At 39.2% G+C, this 13512-nt stretch carries 13 protein-coding genes; all 13 read right to left on the bottom strand.

Annotated elements, in window-relative coordinates; translation table 11 throughout:
* Positions 1-271 precede the first annotated feature (271 nt).
* Positions 272-1795: a cobyric acid synthase gene (locus tag DKZ56_RS09760; RefSeq protein ID WP_141600757.1), complete on the bottom strand. Its 1524-nt coding sequence runs from the start codon at positions 1793-1795 to the stop codon at positions 272-274.
* Between the two features lie 14 nt (positions 1796-1809).
* Complete coding sequence (locus DKZ56_RS09755) at positions 1810-2406, bottom strand: cob(I)yrinic acid a,c-diamide adenosyltransferase (RefSeq protein WP_208649816.1); 597 nt, start codon at positions 2404-2406, stop codon at positions 1810-1812.
* A 19-nt stretch (positions 2407-2425) separates the two neighbouring features.
* Positions 2426-3208 (bottom strand): uroporphyrinogen-III C-methyltransferase, encoded by a 783-nt coding sequence (gene cobA, locus DKZ56_RS09750; RefSeq protein WP_208649815.1) that lies wholly within the window; start codon positions 3206-3208, stop codon positions 2426-2428.
* Between the two features lie 68 nt (positions 3209-3276).
* The gene (locus tag DKZ56_RS09745) at positions 3277-4638 is read right to left on the bottom strand and encodes a cobyrinic acid a,c-diamide synthase CobB (protein WP_208652224.1); all 1362 of its coding nucleotides are present in this window, start codon (positions 4636-4638) and stop codon (positions 3277-3279) included.
* Positions 4638-5786: a cobalt-precorrin 5A hydrolase gene (locus DKZ56_RS09740; RefSeq protein WP_141600760.1), complete on the bottom strand. Its 1149-nt coding sequence runs from the start codon at positions 5784-5786 to the stop codon at positions 4638-4640. The genes DKZ56_RS09745 and DKZ56_RS09740 overlap by 1 nt, the downstream gene beginning before the upstream one ends.
* Positions 5783-6562: a precorrin-4 C(11)-methyltransferase gene (cobM, locus tag DKZ56_RS09735; protein WP_141600761.1), complete on the bottom strand. Its 780-nt coding sequence runs from the start codon at positions 6560-6562 to the stop codon at positions 5783-5785. The genes DKZ56_RS09740 and cobM overlap by 4 nt, the downstream gene beginning before the upstream one ends.
* Entirely contained in the window at positions 6559-7263 is a 705-nt protein-coding gene (gene cobI, locus DKZ56_RS09730) for a precorrin-2 C(20)-methyltransferase (RefSeq protein WP_141600762.1), read from the bottom strand. Before cobI ends, cobM begins: the two co-directional genes overlap by 4 nt.
* Entirely contained in the window at positions 7256-8464 is a 1209-nt protein-coding gene (gene cbiE, locus DKZ56_RS09725; RefSeq protein WP_208649814.1) for a precorrin-6y C5,15-methyltransferase (decarboxylating) subunit CbiE, read from the bottom strand. The genes cobI and cbiE overlap by 8 nt, the downstream gene beginning before the upstream one ends.
* The gene (locus DKZ56_RS09720; protein ID WP_208649813.1) at positions 8454-9563 is read right to left on the bottom strand and encodes a cobalt-precorrin-5B (C(1))-methyltransferase; all 1110 of its coding nucleotides are present in this window, start codon (positions 9561-9563) and stop codon (positions 8454-8456) included. The genes cbiE and DKZ56_RS09720 overlap by 11 nt, the downstream gene beginning before the upstream one ends.
* Before the next feature lie 5 nt (positions 9564-9568).
* Positions 9569-10207 (bottom strand): precorrin-8X methylmutase, encoded by a 639-nt coding sequence (locus tag DKZ56_RS09715; RefSeq protein WP_141600765.1) that lies wholly within the window; start codon positions 10205-10207, stop codon positions 9569-9571.
* Complete coding sequence (gene cobK / locus DKZ56_RS09710) at positions 10204-10980, bottom strand: precorrin-6A reductase (protein ID WP_208649812.1); 777 nt, start codon at positions 10978-10980, stop codon at positions 10204-10206. The genes DKZ56_RS09715 and cobK overlap by 4 nt, the downstream gene beginning before the upstream one ends.
* Positions 10977-11906 carry a sirohydrochlorin chelatase gene (locus tag DKZ56_RS09705; RefSeq protein WP_208649811.1) on the bottom strand — a complete coding sequence of 310 codons (930 nt, stop codon included), beginning with the start codon at positions 11904-11906 and terminating at the stop codon, positions 10977-10979. Before DKZ56_RS09705 ends, cobK begins: the two co-directional genes overlap by 4 nt.
* A gap of 9 nt (positions 11907-11915) precedes the next feature.
* A complete protein-coding gene (gene cobJ / locus DKZ56_RS09700; protein ID WP_208649810.1) occupies positions 11916-13511 on the bottom strand; it encodes a precorrin-3B C(17)-methyltransferase in 1596 nt (531 codons plus the stop codon).
* Between the last annotated feature and the right edge of the window lies 1 nt (position 13512).

Below are 13512 nucleotides of genomic sequence, written 5' to 3'. Positions count from 1 at the left end.
CCCTTTTTTCCACTATTCATCCTCATTCTACGCTTTACTGTTTCAGAATACAATTACAAAGGTTTTATTGTTTGAAAGGTTAATTCTTCTTTTCAACTTATTAATTTTCCAGCAGAAAGGGTGTTGTTGATTATGGCGTTAGGGGATGTTTCTATAGCACAGATAGGAAAATAAGTGCGGAGTCTAGCATAAATTGGTGAATCCTAAGCAATGCAAAATTGCCCCCAATCCGAAAAATACTTTGGATTGAAGGCTATTTGTAATTCGACATTTACTTCCCATTTTTCATTAATTTTTGTTTTTCTAATAAAGCATATATATATTCCATATTTAAACAGCTTTGCACTTGTTCTGCCAGTATTTCATATGCCTGTTCACGGCGTTCTTTATCCGTTTGTACTTCCATTGGTAATGGATTCAACCCCTTACTTTTTCTTATTTCATTAAAATACGCCCTTGTAAAATAGCGATTTTGGAAGATGCCATGTAAATATGTGCCAATGGCTTTCCCATTATGAACAATAATACCATCCGTTGTTCCATCATTTAATTGTAAAAAAGGTAATGCATTTTCCTTTACCTTTGTTTGGCCTAAATGAATCTCGTATCCTTCCACTTCAATTTCTTTTTGGAAAAGCGTTGGATGAATTTTGCCTTTTGTTTGAGTCGTTCTTTTATTTTTTTCAAAGATCGTTTGTATCGGCAGTAGAGAAAGGCCTGAGACTTCCTTCAAATTTCCTTCTACACCATCAGGATCGAGAAGTTTCTCGCCTAATATTTGATAACCGCCACAAATTCCGAAAACTCTGCTGCCCTTTGAATAACATTGTTGAATAGCTTCAAATAATTTCGTTTCTTTTAACCACATTAAGTCGCCCGTTGTATTTTTTGTACCAGGTATGATGATGCAATCTGGATTTCCTAACTCCTTCACATCTCTAACTAAGCGTACCCCTACGTCAGGCTCCTCAAACAACGGATCGAAGTCTGTAAAATTAGATATTCTCGGCAATTGAATACAAGCCACATCAATAGGGCATTTCTTTTTAGGGTTTTTTAGTTTTAAAGTATCGAGGGCTAAAGAATCTTCAGCTTCAATCTGGCAGTCTAAATAAGGGATAACCCCAATAACGGGAATTCCGGTATAGTTTTCAAGCCATTGTATGCCATCCTGAAGTAATTCAATCATCCCTCTAAATTTATTAATGATGATACCTTTTACAAGTTTCCGTTCTTCTTCATCCAACAATGCAAGCGTGCCGACAATTGAAGCAAAAACTCCGCCCCGGTCGATGTCTGCAACGAGGAACACATCGGCATCCAGCATTTTTGCTACCCGCATATTCGCAATGTCGCGGTCTTTTAAATTAATCTCCGCAGGGCTGCCGGCACCTTCTGCCACAATAATATCGTAGGATTGTTCCAAGTCATGGATGGCTTTTTCCACAATTGGTATTGCTTGCAGCGTAAAGTTCTCTCGATAATTTGTTGCACCCATATCCATAAAATGCTTCCCATGAACGATGACTTCCGAAACCATATCTTGTTTCGGTTTGAGCAAAATCGGATTCATTTTTGAATTAGGGATTATCCTGGCAGCTTCTGCCTGCACCCCTTGAGCTCGGCCGATTTCTTCCCCATTCTGGGTAACATAGGAATTCAATGCCATATTTTGAGACTTAAAAGGGGCAACTTTGTATCCTGCATTGGAGAAGATGCGGCAAAGTGCCGTACAAAGAACACTTTTCCCCACATCAGAAGACGTTCCTTGTATCATAATTGAACTTGCACGCAAATATTTTCTCTCCTTTAAAATTCCAGGCCTTTTACCGCCGAAATTCCTTCATTATAATAATGTTTCGTACAATCGATAGTCGAAACCAAATCTGCAATGTCGATCAATTCTTGTTTCGCATTACGGCCTGTAATCACGACATTCATATGTGTTGGACGATTTTGAAGTGCTGTGATCACTTCATCAAGAGGAATTACGTCATCAACCGGAAAGTTTGTAATACTGAGAGCATTGTTTAGTTCATCCAACACTAATAAATCAATCGTTGGATCTTGGAGGGCTTGTTTTGCAATTTCCCACCCTTTTTTCAAAGCTTCCCGATGCTCTTCCGGTGTCTTCGTCCATGTAAATCCGATTCCTAATTGTTCAACCTTAACGGAGCCTTTCCCTTCTTCGCCTTGGCTAATGCAACCGAGGCCTAATTGTTCCATTGCAACTCCTAATTTTTCTAAGGCAATGGCTTCACCGTAAATACGTTGTTTCGATTTAATGAACTGTAAAAAACAGACATTCATTCCACGGCCAATTGCACGCAATGTTAGTCCCAACGCTGCAGTCGTTTTCCCTTTTCCATCACCAGTATATATTAAAGTGAGTCCTTTATGTTTCATTGTCATTCTCCTCCTTCCATTATTGTGTATTGGTATTGTTTTTTGTTTTATATAAGGTATCTTCAAACCACATTGCTTGTTCTCTTACCTTTACAACTTCACCCACAATGATCATGGCAGGATTTGTAATCTTTTCGCTCGCAGCCAATTGGGAAATCGTATCTAATGTTCCAGAAATGGTTCGTTGTACCTTCGTCGTACCATTTTCGATAATCGCGACCGGAGTACCGGGGGCTTTGCCATTTTGCATTAATTGACGGCAAATATTCTGTAAATTCCCAACTCCCATATAAAAAGCAATCGTATCGATTCCAGAGAGTGCTCTCCAATTTAAATGATCAGAACCATTTTCTTTACATCCGTGTCCTGTAACAAGGGCAACACTGGATGCATATTCGCGATGGGTTAATGGAATCCCGGCATACTCGGCTGCTGCAACACTTGCAGTAACGCCAGGCACAATTTCAAAGGGAATCCCATGCTGCTTGAGGACACTGGCTTCTTCTCCTACTCTTCCAAAAATACCGGGATCCCCTCCCTTTAATCTCGTAACAATCTTTCCTTCCAATGCTTTTTGTACAAGAATTTCATGAATTTCCTCTTGAATGAGCATATGTTTTCCAGGCAATTTACCGCAATAAATGCGTTCTGCATTTTTGGGAGCATACCCTAGCAATGATGGATTTATAAGCCGATCATACACAATGCAGTCTGATTGCTGTATGCATTCGAGCCCCTTGACTGTGATCAATTTTTCATCTCCAGGTCCAGCTCCTACTAAATATACTTTTCCTTTGCTCATATTTCCCTCCCGGAACAAAGTTGCATTGTTGTTTACTGAATTGAAAATTATTTAATAGTATAATAGTTTTATTTCCGTTTCTGTTGTTGATATTTTAAACAAGCATTCAACCAGTTATCGATCAGCTTCGGATTGGATGCGAAATGGAAATGGACATATCCTGCAATTAATGAATGGACAACACAACCATCCTGTTTTTGTCCAAATCGACTTTTCAATACATAAGCCGGCACCTGCTCTGTATTTGGTATAAAAGTGGAATAATGGAATTCATGGCCTTTTGCCGCCTCTCCTTCTCCCATGAGGAAATTGTTGTTTACTCCAACAATTTCCCGGTAACCAAGAGCTGCAAGTTTAGGTTGCATCATAACGTTTCCATCAATGATCCCGACCATTGGATAGCTTATACCTTCAGTTGACTGGATGGATTTTGTCAAGTACATGAACCCTCCACATTCAGCCACTGTTGGAAGCCCGTTTTCAATCAGTTCTTTAATGGATTGTTTTGAAACTTCATTATTTGCAAGCTGTTCTGCGAATTCTTCCGGAAAGCCCCCGCCAATATATAATCCATCTGCATCTTCAGGTACCGGTTCGTTCGCTAATGGGGAAAAATATTGAATTTCAGCCCCTCGCGATTTAAGTAATTGTATATTTTCTTCGTAATAAAAATTAAAGGCCGCATCCTTTGCAACGGCGATTATTACATTTACCTTTGGATCTTCGTGAAAAATAGAATTTTCAACTTCTTGTAAATTGTTCGTTTCAGAAATGCTTAATAGCCGGTTGAGATCAATGGTTTTTTCTACTTCTTGTGCCAGCGAATCAAAATAAGAATCCAATTCTCCCCTTTCAATAGCCGGAATTAATCCGAGATGCCTGCTTGGCAAATGGAGATCATTGTTTTTCTTCATATAGCCGATTACCGGAATTTTACATTCTTGTTCAATGGCTGTTTTTACAATGTTAAAATGGCCCTCGCTTCCAACTCTGTTGGCAATTACACCAACGATTTGCGATGGTTCATGCAGAGTTTGAAAACCTTTGACAATTGCTGCTGCACTTCTTGCCATGCCTGAGCAATCCACCACCAGCAGAACTGGACTTTCAGTAATGACAGCGATTTCAGCAGCGGATCCGGTATTTTCCAATGGACTTTTGCCATCAAAATACCCCATCACCCCTTCGATAATTGAAATATCTGCATCGCGGCCAGACCGTTCTACAATATCACGGATTACTTCGCGGCTTAACATCCAGCTATCGATATTTCGGGAAACTCGTTTTGTAACGGCAGTATGATAAGATGGATCGATATAATCAGGACCGCATTTAAAGCCTTGGACGACTAAATTTCTCTTTTTCAGTGCAGCCATAATTCCGATTGTTAAAGTTGTTTTTCCAACACCGCTCGATGTACCTGCAATCATTACTCTTTTTGCCACGGATAATCCTCCTTATGTTCTAGAACCCCTACAGAAATCGTTACATTGCCGCTTTTCTTTTTGACAAGGACAAGGGAATCCGATTGTAAATACCGTTTCGCTGCTGCTTCACTCACGGAATATGCTCCTGTATATTTATAAACCGTTTCTGATGGTTCTTCGATATGCATTTCATTAAGTTCCTTGGCTGTATACGTACAAAATTCCACTTTTCGTTCTTCCACCACTTTTAATAAACCTTCTTCATCTTTCTTTAAGTCAATGGTGCATATCGCTTTTATACTTTTTGAAGAAAATCCCAACTCAAGCAACGTCTCTTCAATGACTGACTGAATCTCCTCCCCGCTTGTTCCGCGATTACAACCGATGCCTATTACGATCACTTTTGGTCTAAAAATAATACCGCATTGCAATATTGATTTTTCTTCCGGGGCAAGTAAGCGATGCGTGATTATTAAAGCACCGCTTGGCTTCGCATCGATTGCGTCCAAAATTGTCGGATATAACATGATATTTTTCGGTAATGGATGATCATATAACCACCAAGAACGCTCTCCACTTTCCTGCACTATGGCAACTGGTTCTTCGTTGACGACAGCCGCACTTACCTTGGTCAAATGTTCTTCGGAATCCCAAACCCATCCGAATCTGGAGCCAAATAAATCTACGGCGATGGTTTGTTGAACATCAGATGCTGTGGTAATAACGGGATTTGCGTGAAGCAATGCGGCGATTTCTCTCGTTAATTCATTCGCACCACCTAAATGGCCTGAAAGCACACTGATTACATTTTTACCCCGATCATCGATGACAACGACTGCCGGATCGATTTTTTTATCTTTTAATAGTGGTGCAATCATGCGAACAACTGCACCAAGAGAAATAAACAAAATGAGACCTTTATATTTATAAAAAATGGCTGAAAGCAGAATCCGAACATTGCCATCATATAACTGAATTCCCAGACCCTCTTCATCACCTTTGGCAAACTTATGCGGATAATACAAGTCGCCATTTGGAAAAAGTCCTCTTAATTTTCTCGCAATTTCTGCGCTATGTTTTGTAATCGCTACAATCGCATAATCATTCTTTTGATTGATTTTCGGAATTTCCTCCTCCGCTAGTTGAATCACTTTGAAACTCCTTTCCTATAGCCGTGGGTAAACTCGGCATCGTAAAGTTTCGAACGATAAGAATTCTTTTCATAAATGTTTGGATCAAGTGCCCATCCAGCCAATATCATGGCATGTTTGCGAATCCCATTTTCTTTCATTGCTTCATCAAGTTGAGCAAGTGTCGTTCGAACGATTTTTTGATCTGGCCAAGTAGCTTTTTGAATAACAGCTACAGGCGTATCATCTTGCCAGCCTGCTTCTTTCAATTCCTTCATGATTTTTTTCGTTAAAGTGGCACTGAGGAAAAGAGCGATTGTACAATGATGGCTTGCCAAATCTTTTAATTTTTCTTTTTCCGGTACAGGCGTTCGTCCTTCTGCTCGGGTTAAAATCAGAGTTTGAGTTAATTCGGGAATTGTCAGTTCTGCTTGTACTGCTGCTGCTGAAGCAAAAACTGAACTCACACCCGGAATGATTTCAACTTCAATGCCTTCTTTTTTTAGTAATGCGATTTGTTCTGCAATAGCACCATACAACGATGGATCACCGGTATGAACACGTGCAACTTTTTTCCCACGGTCCACCCGATCTACAATGATTGATACAATTTCTTCCAAATTCATTCCGCTCGTTTTTATTATTTCTGCTTCTTTCTTTGCTTTGGCAATTAACTCTTCATTCACAAGAGAGTCTGTATAGAGAATACAATCTGATTGTTGCAAAATATGTAAACCCTTCACCGTGATTAAATCGGGATCGCCCGGACCAGCTCCAATAATCCATATTTTTTTCATTTTCGCACCACCATTAACGTTAAATAATTTAAATCCGCACCGTCCAATTCATCGATGCTCCAGATTATTTCTTCTTCAGATGTTACTTTTGTCACTACGTGTGCTTTGTTTTCCAAGCCCAAATCCCGAAGAATTTCCAGCATCAAATCTATGACCTTTGCAACTTTAATAAATACAACAGCATCATGGGTTTCAATCGCTTTTCTCATTTTATCGACATCATCATTTGCAGGTATAATCGCGACTTGTTCATCACCATCAGCCAGAGGAATGTTTAGACAGGAAGCTGCACCGTTAATAGAGGAAATGCCAGGAACTGCTTGAATTTTGACATCTGGATATTTTTCGCTCATTAACTTCATTAAATGAATAAAAGTGCTATATAATAGCGGATCCCCTTCCGTAACAAACGCCACATCTTTTCCATTGGCAATTTTCCCATAGATTTCATCAACGGCTTTATTCCATTCCCTTTTTAATACTTCTTCATCTTTCGTCATTGGAAATATTAGGCCCAACATTTCCTTTTCTTCAGGCCGTATAAAAACTTCTGCAATTTTGTATGCATAACTTTTTGAACCTCGCATTTTTTTTGGATAAGCAATGACTGGACATTCTTGAAGTGTGCGAAAAGCTTTTAAAGTAATTAATTCAGGATCTCCAGGTCCAACACCTATTCCGTATAGAGTCCCTTTATTCATTTCCATCTTCCTTTCGTTTTGCACTTACAATAAACACGGGATTTAATGGAGCTAACCGGGTCAATGATAAGATCGGTTTACTTCTTGCGATTTGTACTTGGGTAACTTCTGTATGGAATCCTAATCTGTTCAATATCTTGATTGATTCATATAAGTTTTCGATTGTTGCTAGATTTAACACGATGCGTCCATCATTTTTCAACCTTTGACAACATACAGTTAATAATTCCTCCATGTTGCCGCCTGTACCACCAATGAAAATGGCATCCGGATCGGGAAACTCATCAAGGCCTCCCGGCGCTTTTCCGTGTACTACCGTGAAATCCACCCGAAATTTTTTTTGATTACGGAGACAGTTTGCGATGTCTTCTTCATTTTTTTCAATGGCATATATCTTTCCTTCTTTTGCAATTTTCCCAGCTTCAATCGCGACAGAACCGGTGCATGTCCCGATATCCCACACAACGCTTTGTGCGTTTATATTCAAAGCGCTAACGGATAATACACGAACTTCCTTTTTCGTTATTAATCCTTTTTCCGGCTTTCGTTGATAAAACTCTTCATCTTCAATGCCAAGCGGCCATTTTTTTGCTTCTTGAGTTTGAACTAAAATCACAACATTTAATGGAGAGAAACTGGATTTCTCCATTTCTTCCAACGTCATTTTTCTGCAACGCTCCTCTTCCCCTTGCAAGTTTTCAGCAATATAAGCTTCATACTCAGTCATACCAAACTCTAGCAAATATTTTGCTAGAGTATTTGGAGAATTATTTTCATCTGTTAATATAAACACTTTCTTTTTTCCATCGATTTTTTGAGCAAGGCCTTTTATTGGGCGTCCATGTATGCTGACAAAATAGGCATCTTGCCAACTGATTCCAAATTTTGCCGCTGCAAGTTGTATTGAACTGATATAGGGATAGATTTCAACCGGGATTTTTTTTGATAAAAGTCCGCCTATACCATAAAACAAGGGATCTCCGGAAGCTAGAATCACAATGTTCTGATTCCTTTTTCCAAGTTGTTCAACTATCCTCATTATTTTTGTTTTTAATACGATTTTTTCACCTTTAAAATTTGGGAAAAATGATAAGAGTCTTTCTCCTCCAACAAGAACTTCCGCATTTTCAATCCACTCAATTAATTGGGGATGAAGTCCATGTACACCGTTGTCTCCAATTCCAATCAATTTAATAGGCATCAATATTTTCCGCCTTTCCTAATAATTCTCCATTCATTGAATAAATCGCAGTCGAAACAATCAATCCGCCTTCCACATGTTTAATTACTTCTTTACAGCAATGTTCCGATATTTTGTCAAAAAAGGTCTTGCATCCTAGTTCTCTCATGATTTCCCCAACTTCATTCGCTGTGTTCGCTTGAAGAATTTTTACGATGCTTTCATTTGCAGCTCCACATTCTTTAGCAATGGAAGCAAGAAATTCAAAACTTACTTGAGAACCTTTTGAGTGGAGCATCATCGAACCTCGGGCAAGTTTTGAAAATTTTCCCATCATTCCAACCAAAGAAACTTTTGGAATGCCGATTTTTTTGCAATGTTTCATTGCAAAACCCACAAAATCGCCCATTTCAATAAAAGCAACTTCAGGAAGATCGGAAAACATGCTCATAGCAAATTTTTCGCTTCGTCCACCTGTTGTAAAAACAAGATGCTCACAACCGGATGCTTTGGCCACTGATATAGCTTGTACAATACTTGCCATATAAGCAGCATTAGAAAAAGGAACAACTGTTCCTCTTGTTCCCAATATTGAAATTCCTCCAATGATTCCGAGACGGCTATTTAATGTTTTTTTGGCAATTTCTTCACCATCGGGAACAGAAATGATAATATTTACCCCTTTTTCAATCTCAAAATGTTTTAATACGTTTTCAATTTCCGTTTGAATCATTTTCCGTGGAACGGGATTAATGGCTGCAAGTCCCACTTCAATCGGCAATCCGGGTTTTGTGACCCTGCCTACTCCTTTGCCGCCATCGATAAAAATTTCCCCGTCCTCTCTCCAAGAAACTGTTGCTTGAATAATAGCGCCATGGGTTGCATCAGGATCGTCCCCGCCGTCTTTAATTGTTGAACACGTCACTTCAAAGTCTCCCATGTTGCAATCTTCTATTAGAAATTCAACATCTTTTCCAATTGGCAGATGTATCATTACCCTCTTTTGTACTTGTTTTGTGATTAAAGCAATTAGTGCCGCTTTTGCACAAGCTGTTGCACAAGAACCCGTTGTATAACCTTCCCGTAGTTCAGATGTACTCTTTCTCTTTGTTTTCTGCATTTCCCTTACACCTGATCAGCTAATATTGAAATAGCATTTAAAGCAGCTACGGTTACAGTGCTGCCGCCTTTACGGCCGATATTCGTAATATATGGAATCCCTTCGAGTTTCAACAGCTCCTCCTTCGACTCAGCTGCTGAAACAAAGCCAACAGGCATCCCGATGATTAAGTCAGGTTTTGCAATGCCTTCCTTAACAAGACGAATTAATTCCAACAATGCAGTCGGTGCATTGCCTATTGCATATATACCTCCTTCATGTTCACGAGCGGCTTTTCTCATTGACATAATAGCCCGAGTAACTCCCTCTTCTTTCGCTTCTTGTGACACATCTTCATCACTGATATAACAATGCAGATCTCCGCCATATTTTTGGAATCGTTTCCGTCCTGAGCCGCTGACAATCATTTGGACATCGGCAATTACATGTTTTCCTTCCCGGATTGCTTTAATGCCCGCTTCAACAGCACCATGTGAAAATACAACACTTCTTCCTAATTCAAAGTCAGCCGAAGCATGAATGATTCGGCGAACAACTTGCCATTCCATGTCTGAAAAGTGATGTTCTCCCATTTCTTCTTCGATAATGGCAAAACTATAATCATAAATCTTATCCGGATCTACCGTAATCGGTTTAAAATTCATAATGCACCCTCATTTCTTTGATTTTTTATCCAATTTACAATTTCCTCCATTTCACTAAATACATGACCAAATTCTATAATTGGTCTTTTAATGACAATCGTTTCAATCCCAAGTTCCTTTGCAGCTTCTATTTTTTCATCGACCGCACCAACTTTGCCGCTTTCTTTTGTAATCATGAGTGTCACACCGAAATGCTTAAATAAGGCAATATTCAACTCTTTTGAAAAAGGGCCTTGCATTGCCACTATATTTTTTTGGGGGAAGCCGAGCTGCTCGCATTTTTGCATATTATCGATTCGGGGAAGCATTCTGCAAATCACGCGAACATCATTCAGCGGCAATAATTTATTTGCGAAGATTTCCAGCGTTTTACTGCCTGTTGTGAGCATGACAACTCCTTTTTTCTTTGCTGCAAGTTCCGCTGCCTCTTCATAGGATGAAACAAATTTGATAAAATCCTGTTCAAGCTGCAATTTTTCCCTCTCATAGCGGATATAGGGGATATTTAATTGTTCGGCAACCCATTTTGCCGTTTTATGTGCTTCTTCGGCAAAGGGATGACTGGCATCTACAATCATTGTCACCCCGGTTTCCCTTGAAAATTCGTACATTTTTTCATAATTTAATCTACCAACTTTTACTTCTATGCCTTTATCAACAAGACTTTTGGCTGCAGATTCTGTTACTACGGTAGCCATTAGGGGGAAGCCTTCCTTTTTTAACAAAACAGCCAATTCACGTGCATCACTTGTCCCAGCAAGAAATAAAATCATGGTTTCACTTCCATTTTTTCATCAAGTTGGACGTTACAACCTTTGTAATCATGATGATGTTTATGACCATGGTGATGTTCATGTTCATGCTCATGATGATGGTGATGGTGGGAAATGAGCCCCTTTTCCATTAACTTTTGAACATTTTGTATATCTTTATCACCGTTCGAATGCCCGGATAATGCTTGTACCATTCGTTCAATAATGACAGATTTTAATCGGGGATGGTATCCAAAATAATGGGCAATTTCAATGTTTATTTCGGGATATTGTTCTTTGAAGCGTTCACAATAGGATTTCATCCGCTCCATTAATATGCCCGTAAATAGAAAATATGGAAGCATGATGATTTTTTTAGCACCAAGCTTTATACATCGTTCAATCCCTTCTTCAACCAATGGTTCTGTCACTCCCATAAAAGCTCCTTCCACTACTTGAACATTTAACTTCTCCCATAGCAGTCTTGTAATCTTGAAAAAATCACCATTGGCATATTCATCGCTTCCTCCCCGGGCAATTAATAAAATGGCTGTATCTTCATGTTTTGCCTGGGTATCAAAACCGATTTCTTGTAGACGTTCCAGTAAAATTTGAAAAATATCTTCATGAATTCCCACAACTTCACCATAAGTAAATTTCACATGGGGATATTTTTCTTGCGCCTCTACAATTTCTGCGGGAATATGAATTTTAGAATGTCCTGCATGGAGCAAGATGATCGGCATTACATAGATTTCACTGGCACCTTTTTCGATGCAAATCTTAATACCTTGAGAAATCGTTGGTTCAGCAAATTCTAAAAAACATGTTTCTACTAGTAGACTTGAATCAATTAATTCTCTTGTTTGCTTTACAAATTCTCTTACTTCTTCATTCCCTGCTTCAAGCTTACTTCCATGTCCTACAAATAAAATAGCTTTCGTCATGTTATCCTCCTAATCTGCACAAGGGATCGGCTGCAAATTGAGCTTTGGCTCATTATCTTGATATTTGTACCCTGCCAGCACTTTTTTCCGTTTAAAATATTTAAATAATCGTTCATTTGGATGAGCATTTTCTTTATATTCAACAATCAGTTTTTCGATTAATTCGACTAATTTTTCAGCTTCCAACCCCTCTTCAATCAATTGACCCGGATGTGCGGTGCGTCCTACCGGTTTTGCACCTAAAAACACATCAAATTTTCCTTTTCGATATACGATTCCGATATCTTCCATAACGGCGTTGTAACATGCCATCCCACATCCATTAATGCCGATTTTTAATTCTTTCGGCACAGCTTTTCCTCCAAATCTCTGTTGCAGCTTTTCAGCGTACGGTATCGAATCCTTTTTTTCACCATCACAAAAATCACAAGCCTTCACCGTAATGACATCTCCTACAGGCATCACCAGCAAACCAACATTTGATAATTGTTCTACAATTTGTTCTGGATGATTAGTTGGAATACTTATCCGCAACTGATGATCCCTTGAATAGTCCATCCTTCCCTCATGACCAACAACTTCAGCCAATAGCTTAAATTGCTCAGGGGTGAATCGTTTATTTGCCACTCCAGGACTTATGGCAAACTCAAAAACTGGTTTATAGTCTGTTTTTTCAACAACGAAATTTGGCTTTCGGTCCAGCATTGCAATTGCTTCGCATGCTAGTTGAAAAGGGGTTTTTTTTGACTCTCTTTTCTTCGATTCCAAATTTTCCAAAGACCAAGGTTCTGCTTCTTTTTTCAATCGTTCATGAGGTTTCAATGGTTGTACCTCGCGATCAAGCGTATATTTTCGTTGATACCCCCTCGGCGTAATCATTAAGTCATCATATACAAATGTGGAGGTGTTTCCAATAATCACTGTTGTGAGCATACTAATCTCGTGTTCCAGCATATTATCCAACGTCGTAATCACAATCGTTTGTCTTTCGCGATAAGCACTTTTTACAAGTCCCACCGGTGTATTCGGTGACCGATATTTTAGTAATATCCGTCTTGCTTCCACGATTTGTTTTGTTCTTCTTCCGCTTTTCGGATTGTATAGAGCAATCACAAAATCAGCTGCTGCCGCTGCTTCAAGCCTTTTTTCGATAATTGTCCATGGTGTTAAATGATCACTTAAGCTGATTGTGCATGAATCATGCATAATCGGGGCACCGAGTAGGGAACTACAAGAATTGATGGCAGAAATTCCGGGAATGACTTCCACTTCAACCCCTGACTCTTTATGCCAACCTTGTTCAACGAGTACTTCATAAATGAGACCGGCCATGCCATATACACCGGAATCTCCACTAGAAATGACCGCTACCTGGTGCCCTTCTTCCGCAAGTTTTACCGCAGCCTGTGCACGTGAAACTTCTTCCGTCATCCCAGTACTTATAATTTTTTGTTTGACGTTTAATAAATTTTTTATTAATTCCACATAAGTTTTGTATCCAATGATATAATCACTTGCTTTTATCGCTTCCACTGCCCGATATGTAATGTGATTAGCGTCCCCTGGACCAAAACCGACAATGTATAGCTTTCCTCTCAAAGACATC

Origin of the sequence: Ureibacillus thermophilus (assembly GCF_004331915.1) — a bacterium.
Lineage (GTDB): Bacteria > Bacillota > Bacilli > Bacillales_A > Planococcaceae > Ureibacillus > Ureibacillus thermophilus.
The sequence above is the reverse complement of the archived record's forward strand: the minus strand, read 5'-3'. Positions and strand labels throughout refer to the sequence as shown.

What these genes read in the sequence shown, in the direction of transcription:
- DKZ56_RS09755 (WP_208649816.1), bottom strand. Translation starts at nt 2,406, where the DNA reads ATGAAACATAAAGGACTCACTTTAATATATACTGGTGATGGAAAAGGG.
- cobA (WP_208649815.1), bottom strand. Translation starts at nt 3,208, where the DNA reads ATGAGCAAAGGAAAAGTATATTTAGTAGGAGCTGGACCTGGAGATGAA.
- DKZ56_RS09745 (WP_208652224.1), bottom strand. Translation starts at nt 4,638, where the DNA reads ATGATTGCAGGTACATCGAGCGGTGTTGGAAAAACAACTTTAACAATC.
- cobM (WP_141600761.1), bottom strand. Translation starts at nt 6,562, where the DNA reads ATGAAAAAAATATGGATTATTGGAGCTGGTCCGGGCGATCCCGATTTA.
- cobI (WP_141600762.1), bottom strand. Translation starts at nt 7,263, where the DNA reads ATGAATAAAGGGACTCTATACGGAATAGGTGTTGGACCTGGAGATCCT.
- cbiE (WP_208649814.1), bottom strand. Translation starts at nt 8,464, where the DNA reads ATGCCTATTAAATTGATTGGAATTGGAGACAACGGTGTACATGGACTT.
- DKZ56_RS09720 (WP_208649813.1), bottom strand. Translation starts at nt 9,563, where the DNA reads ATGCAGAAAACAAAGAGAAAGAGTACATCTGAACTACGGGAAGGTTAT.
- DKZ56_RS09715 (WP_141600765.1), bottom strand. Translation starts at nt 10,207, where the DNA reads ATGAATTTTAAACCGATTACGGTAGATCCGGATAAGATTTATGATTAT.
- cobK (WP_208649812.1), bottom strand. Translation starts at nt 10,980, where the DNA reads ATGATTTTATTTCTTGCTGGGACAAGTGATGCACGTGAATTGGCTGTT.
- DKZ56_RS09705 (WP_208649811.1), bottom strand. Translation starts at nt 11,906, where the DNA reads ATGACGAAAGCTATTTTATTTGTAGGACATGGAAGTAAGCTTGAAGCA.
- cobJ (WP_208649810.1), bottom strand. Translation starts at nt 13,511, where the DNA reads ATGTCTTTGAGAGGAAAGCTATACATTGTCGGTTTTGGTCCAGGGGAC.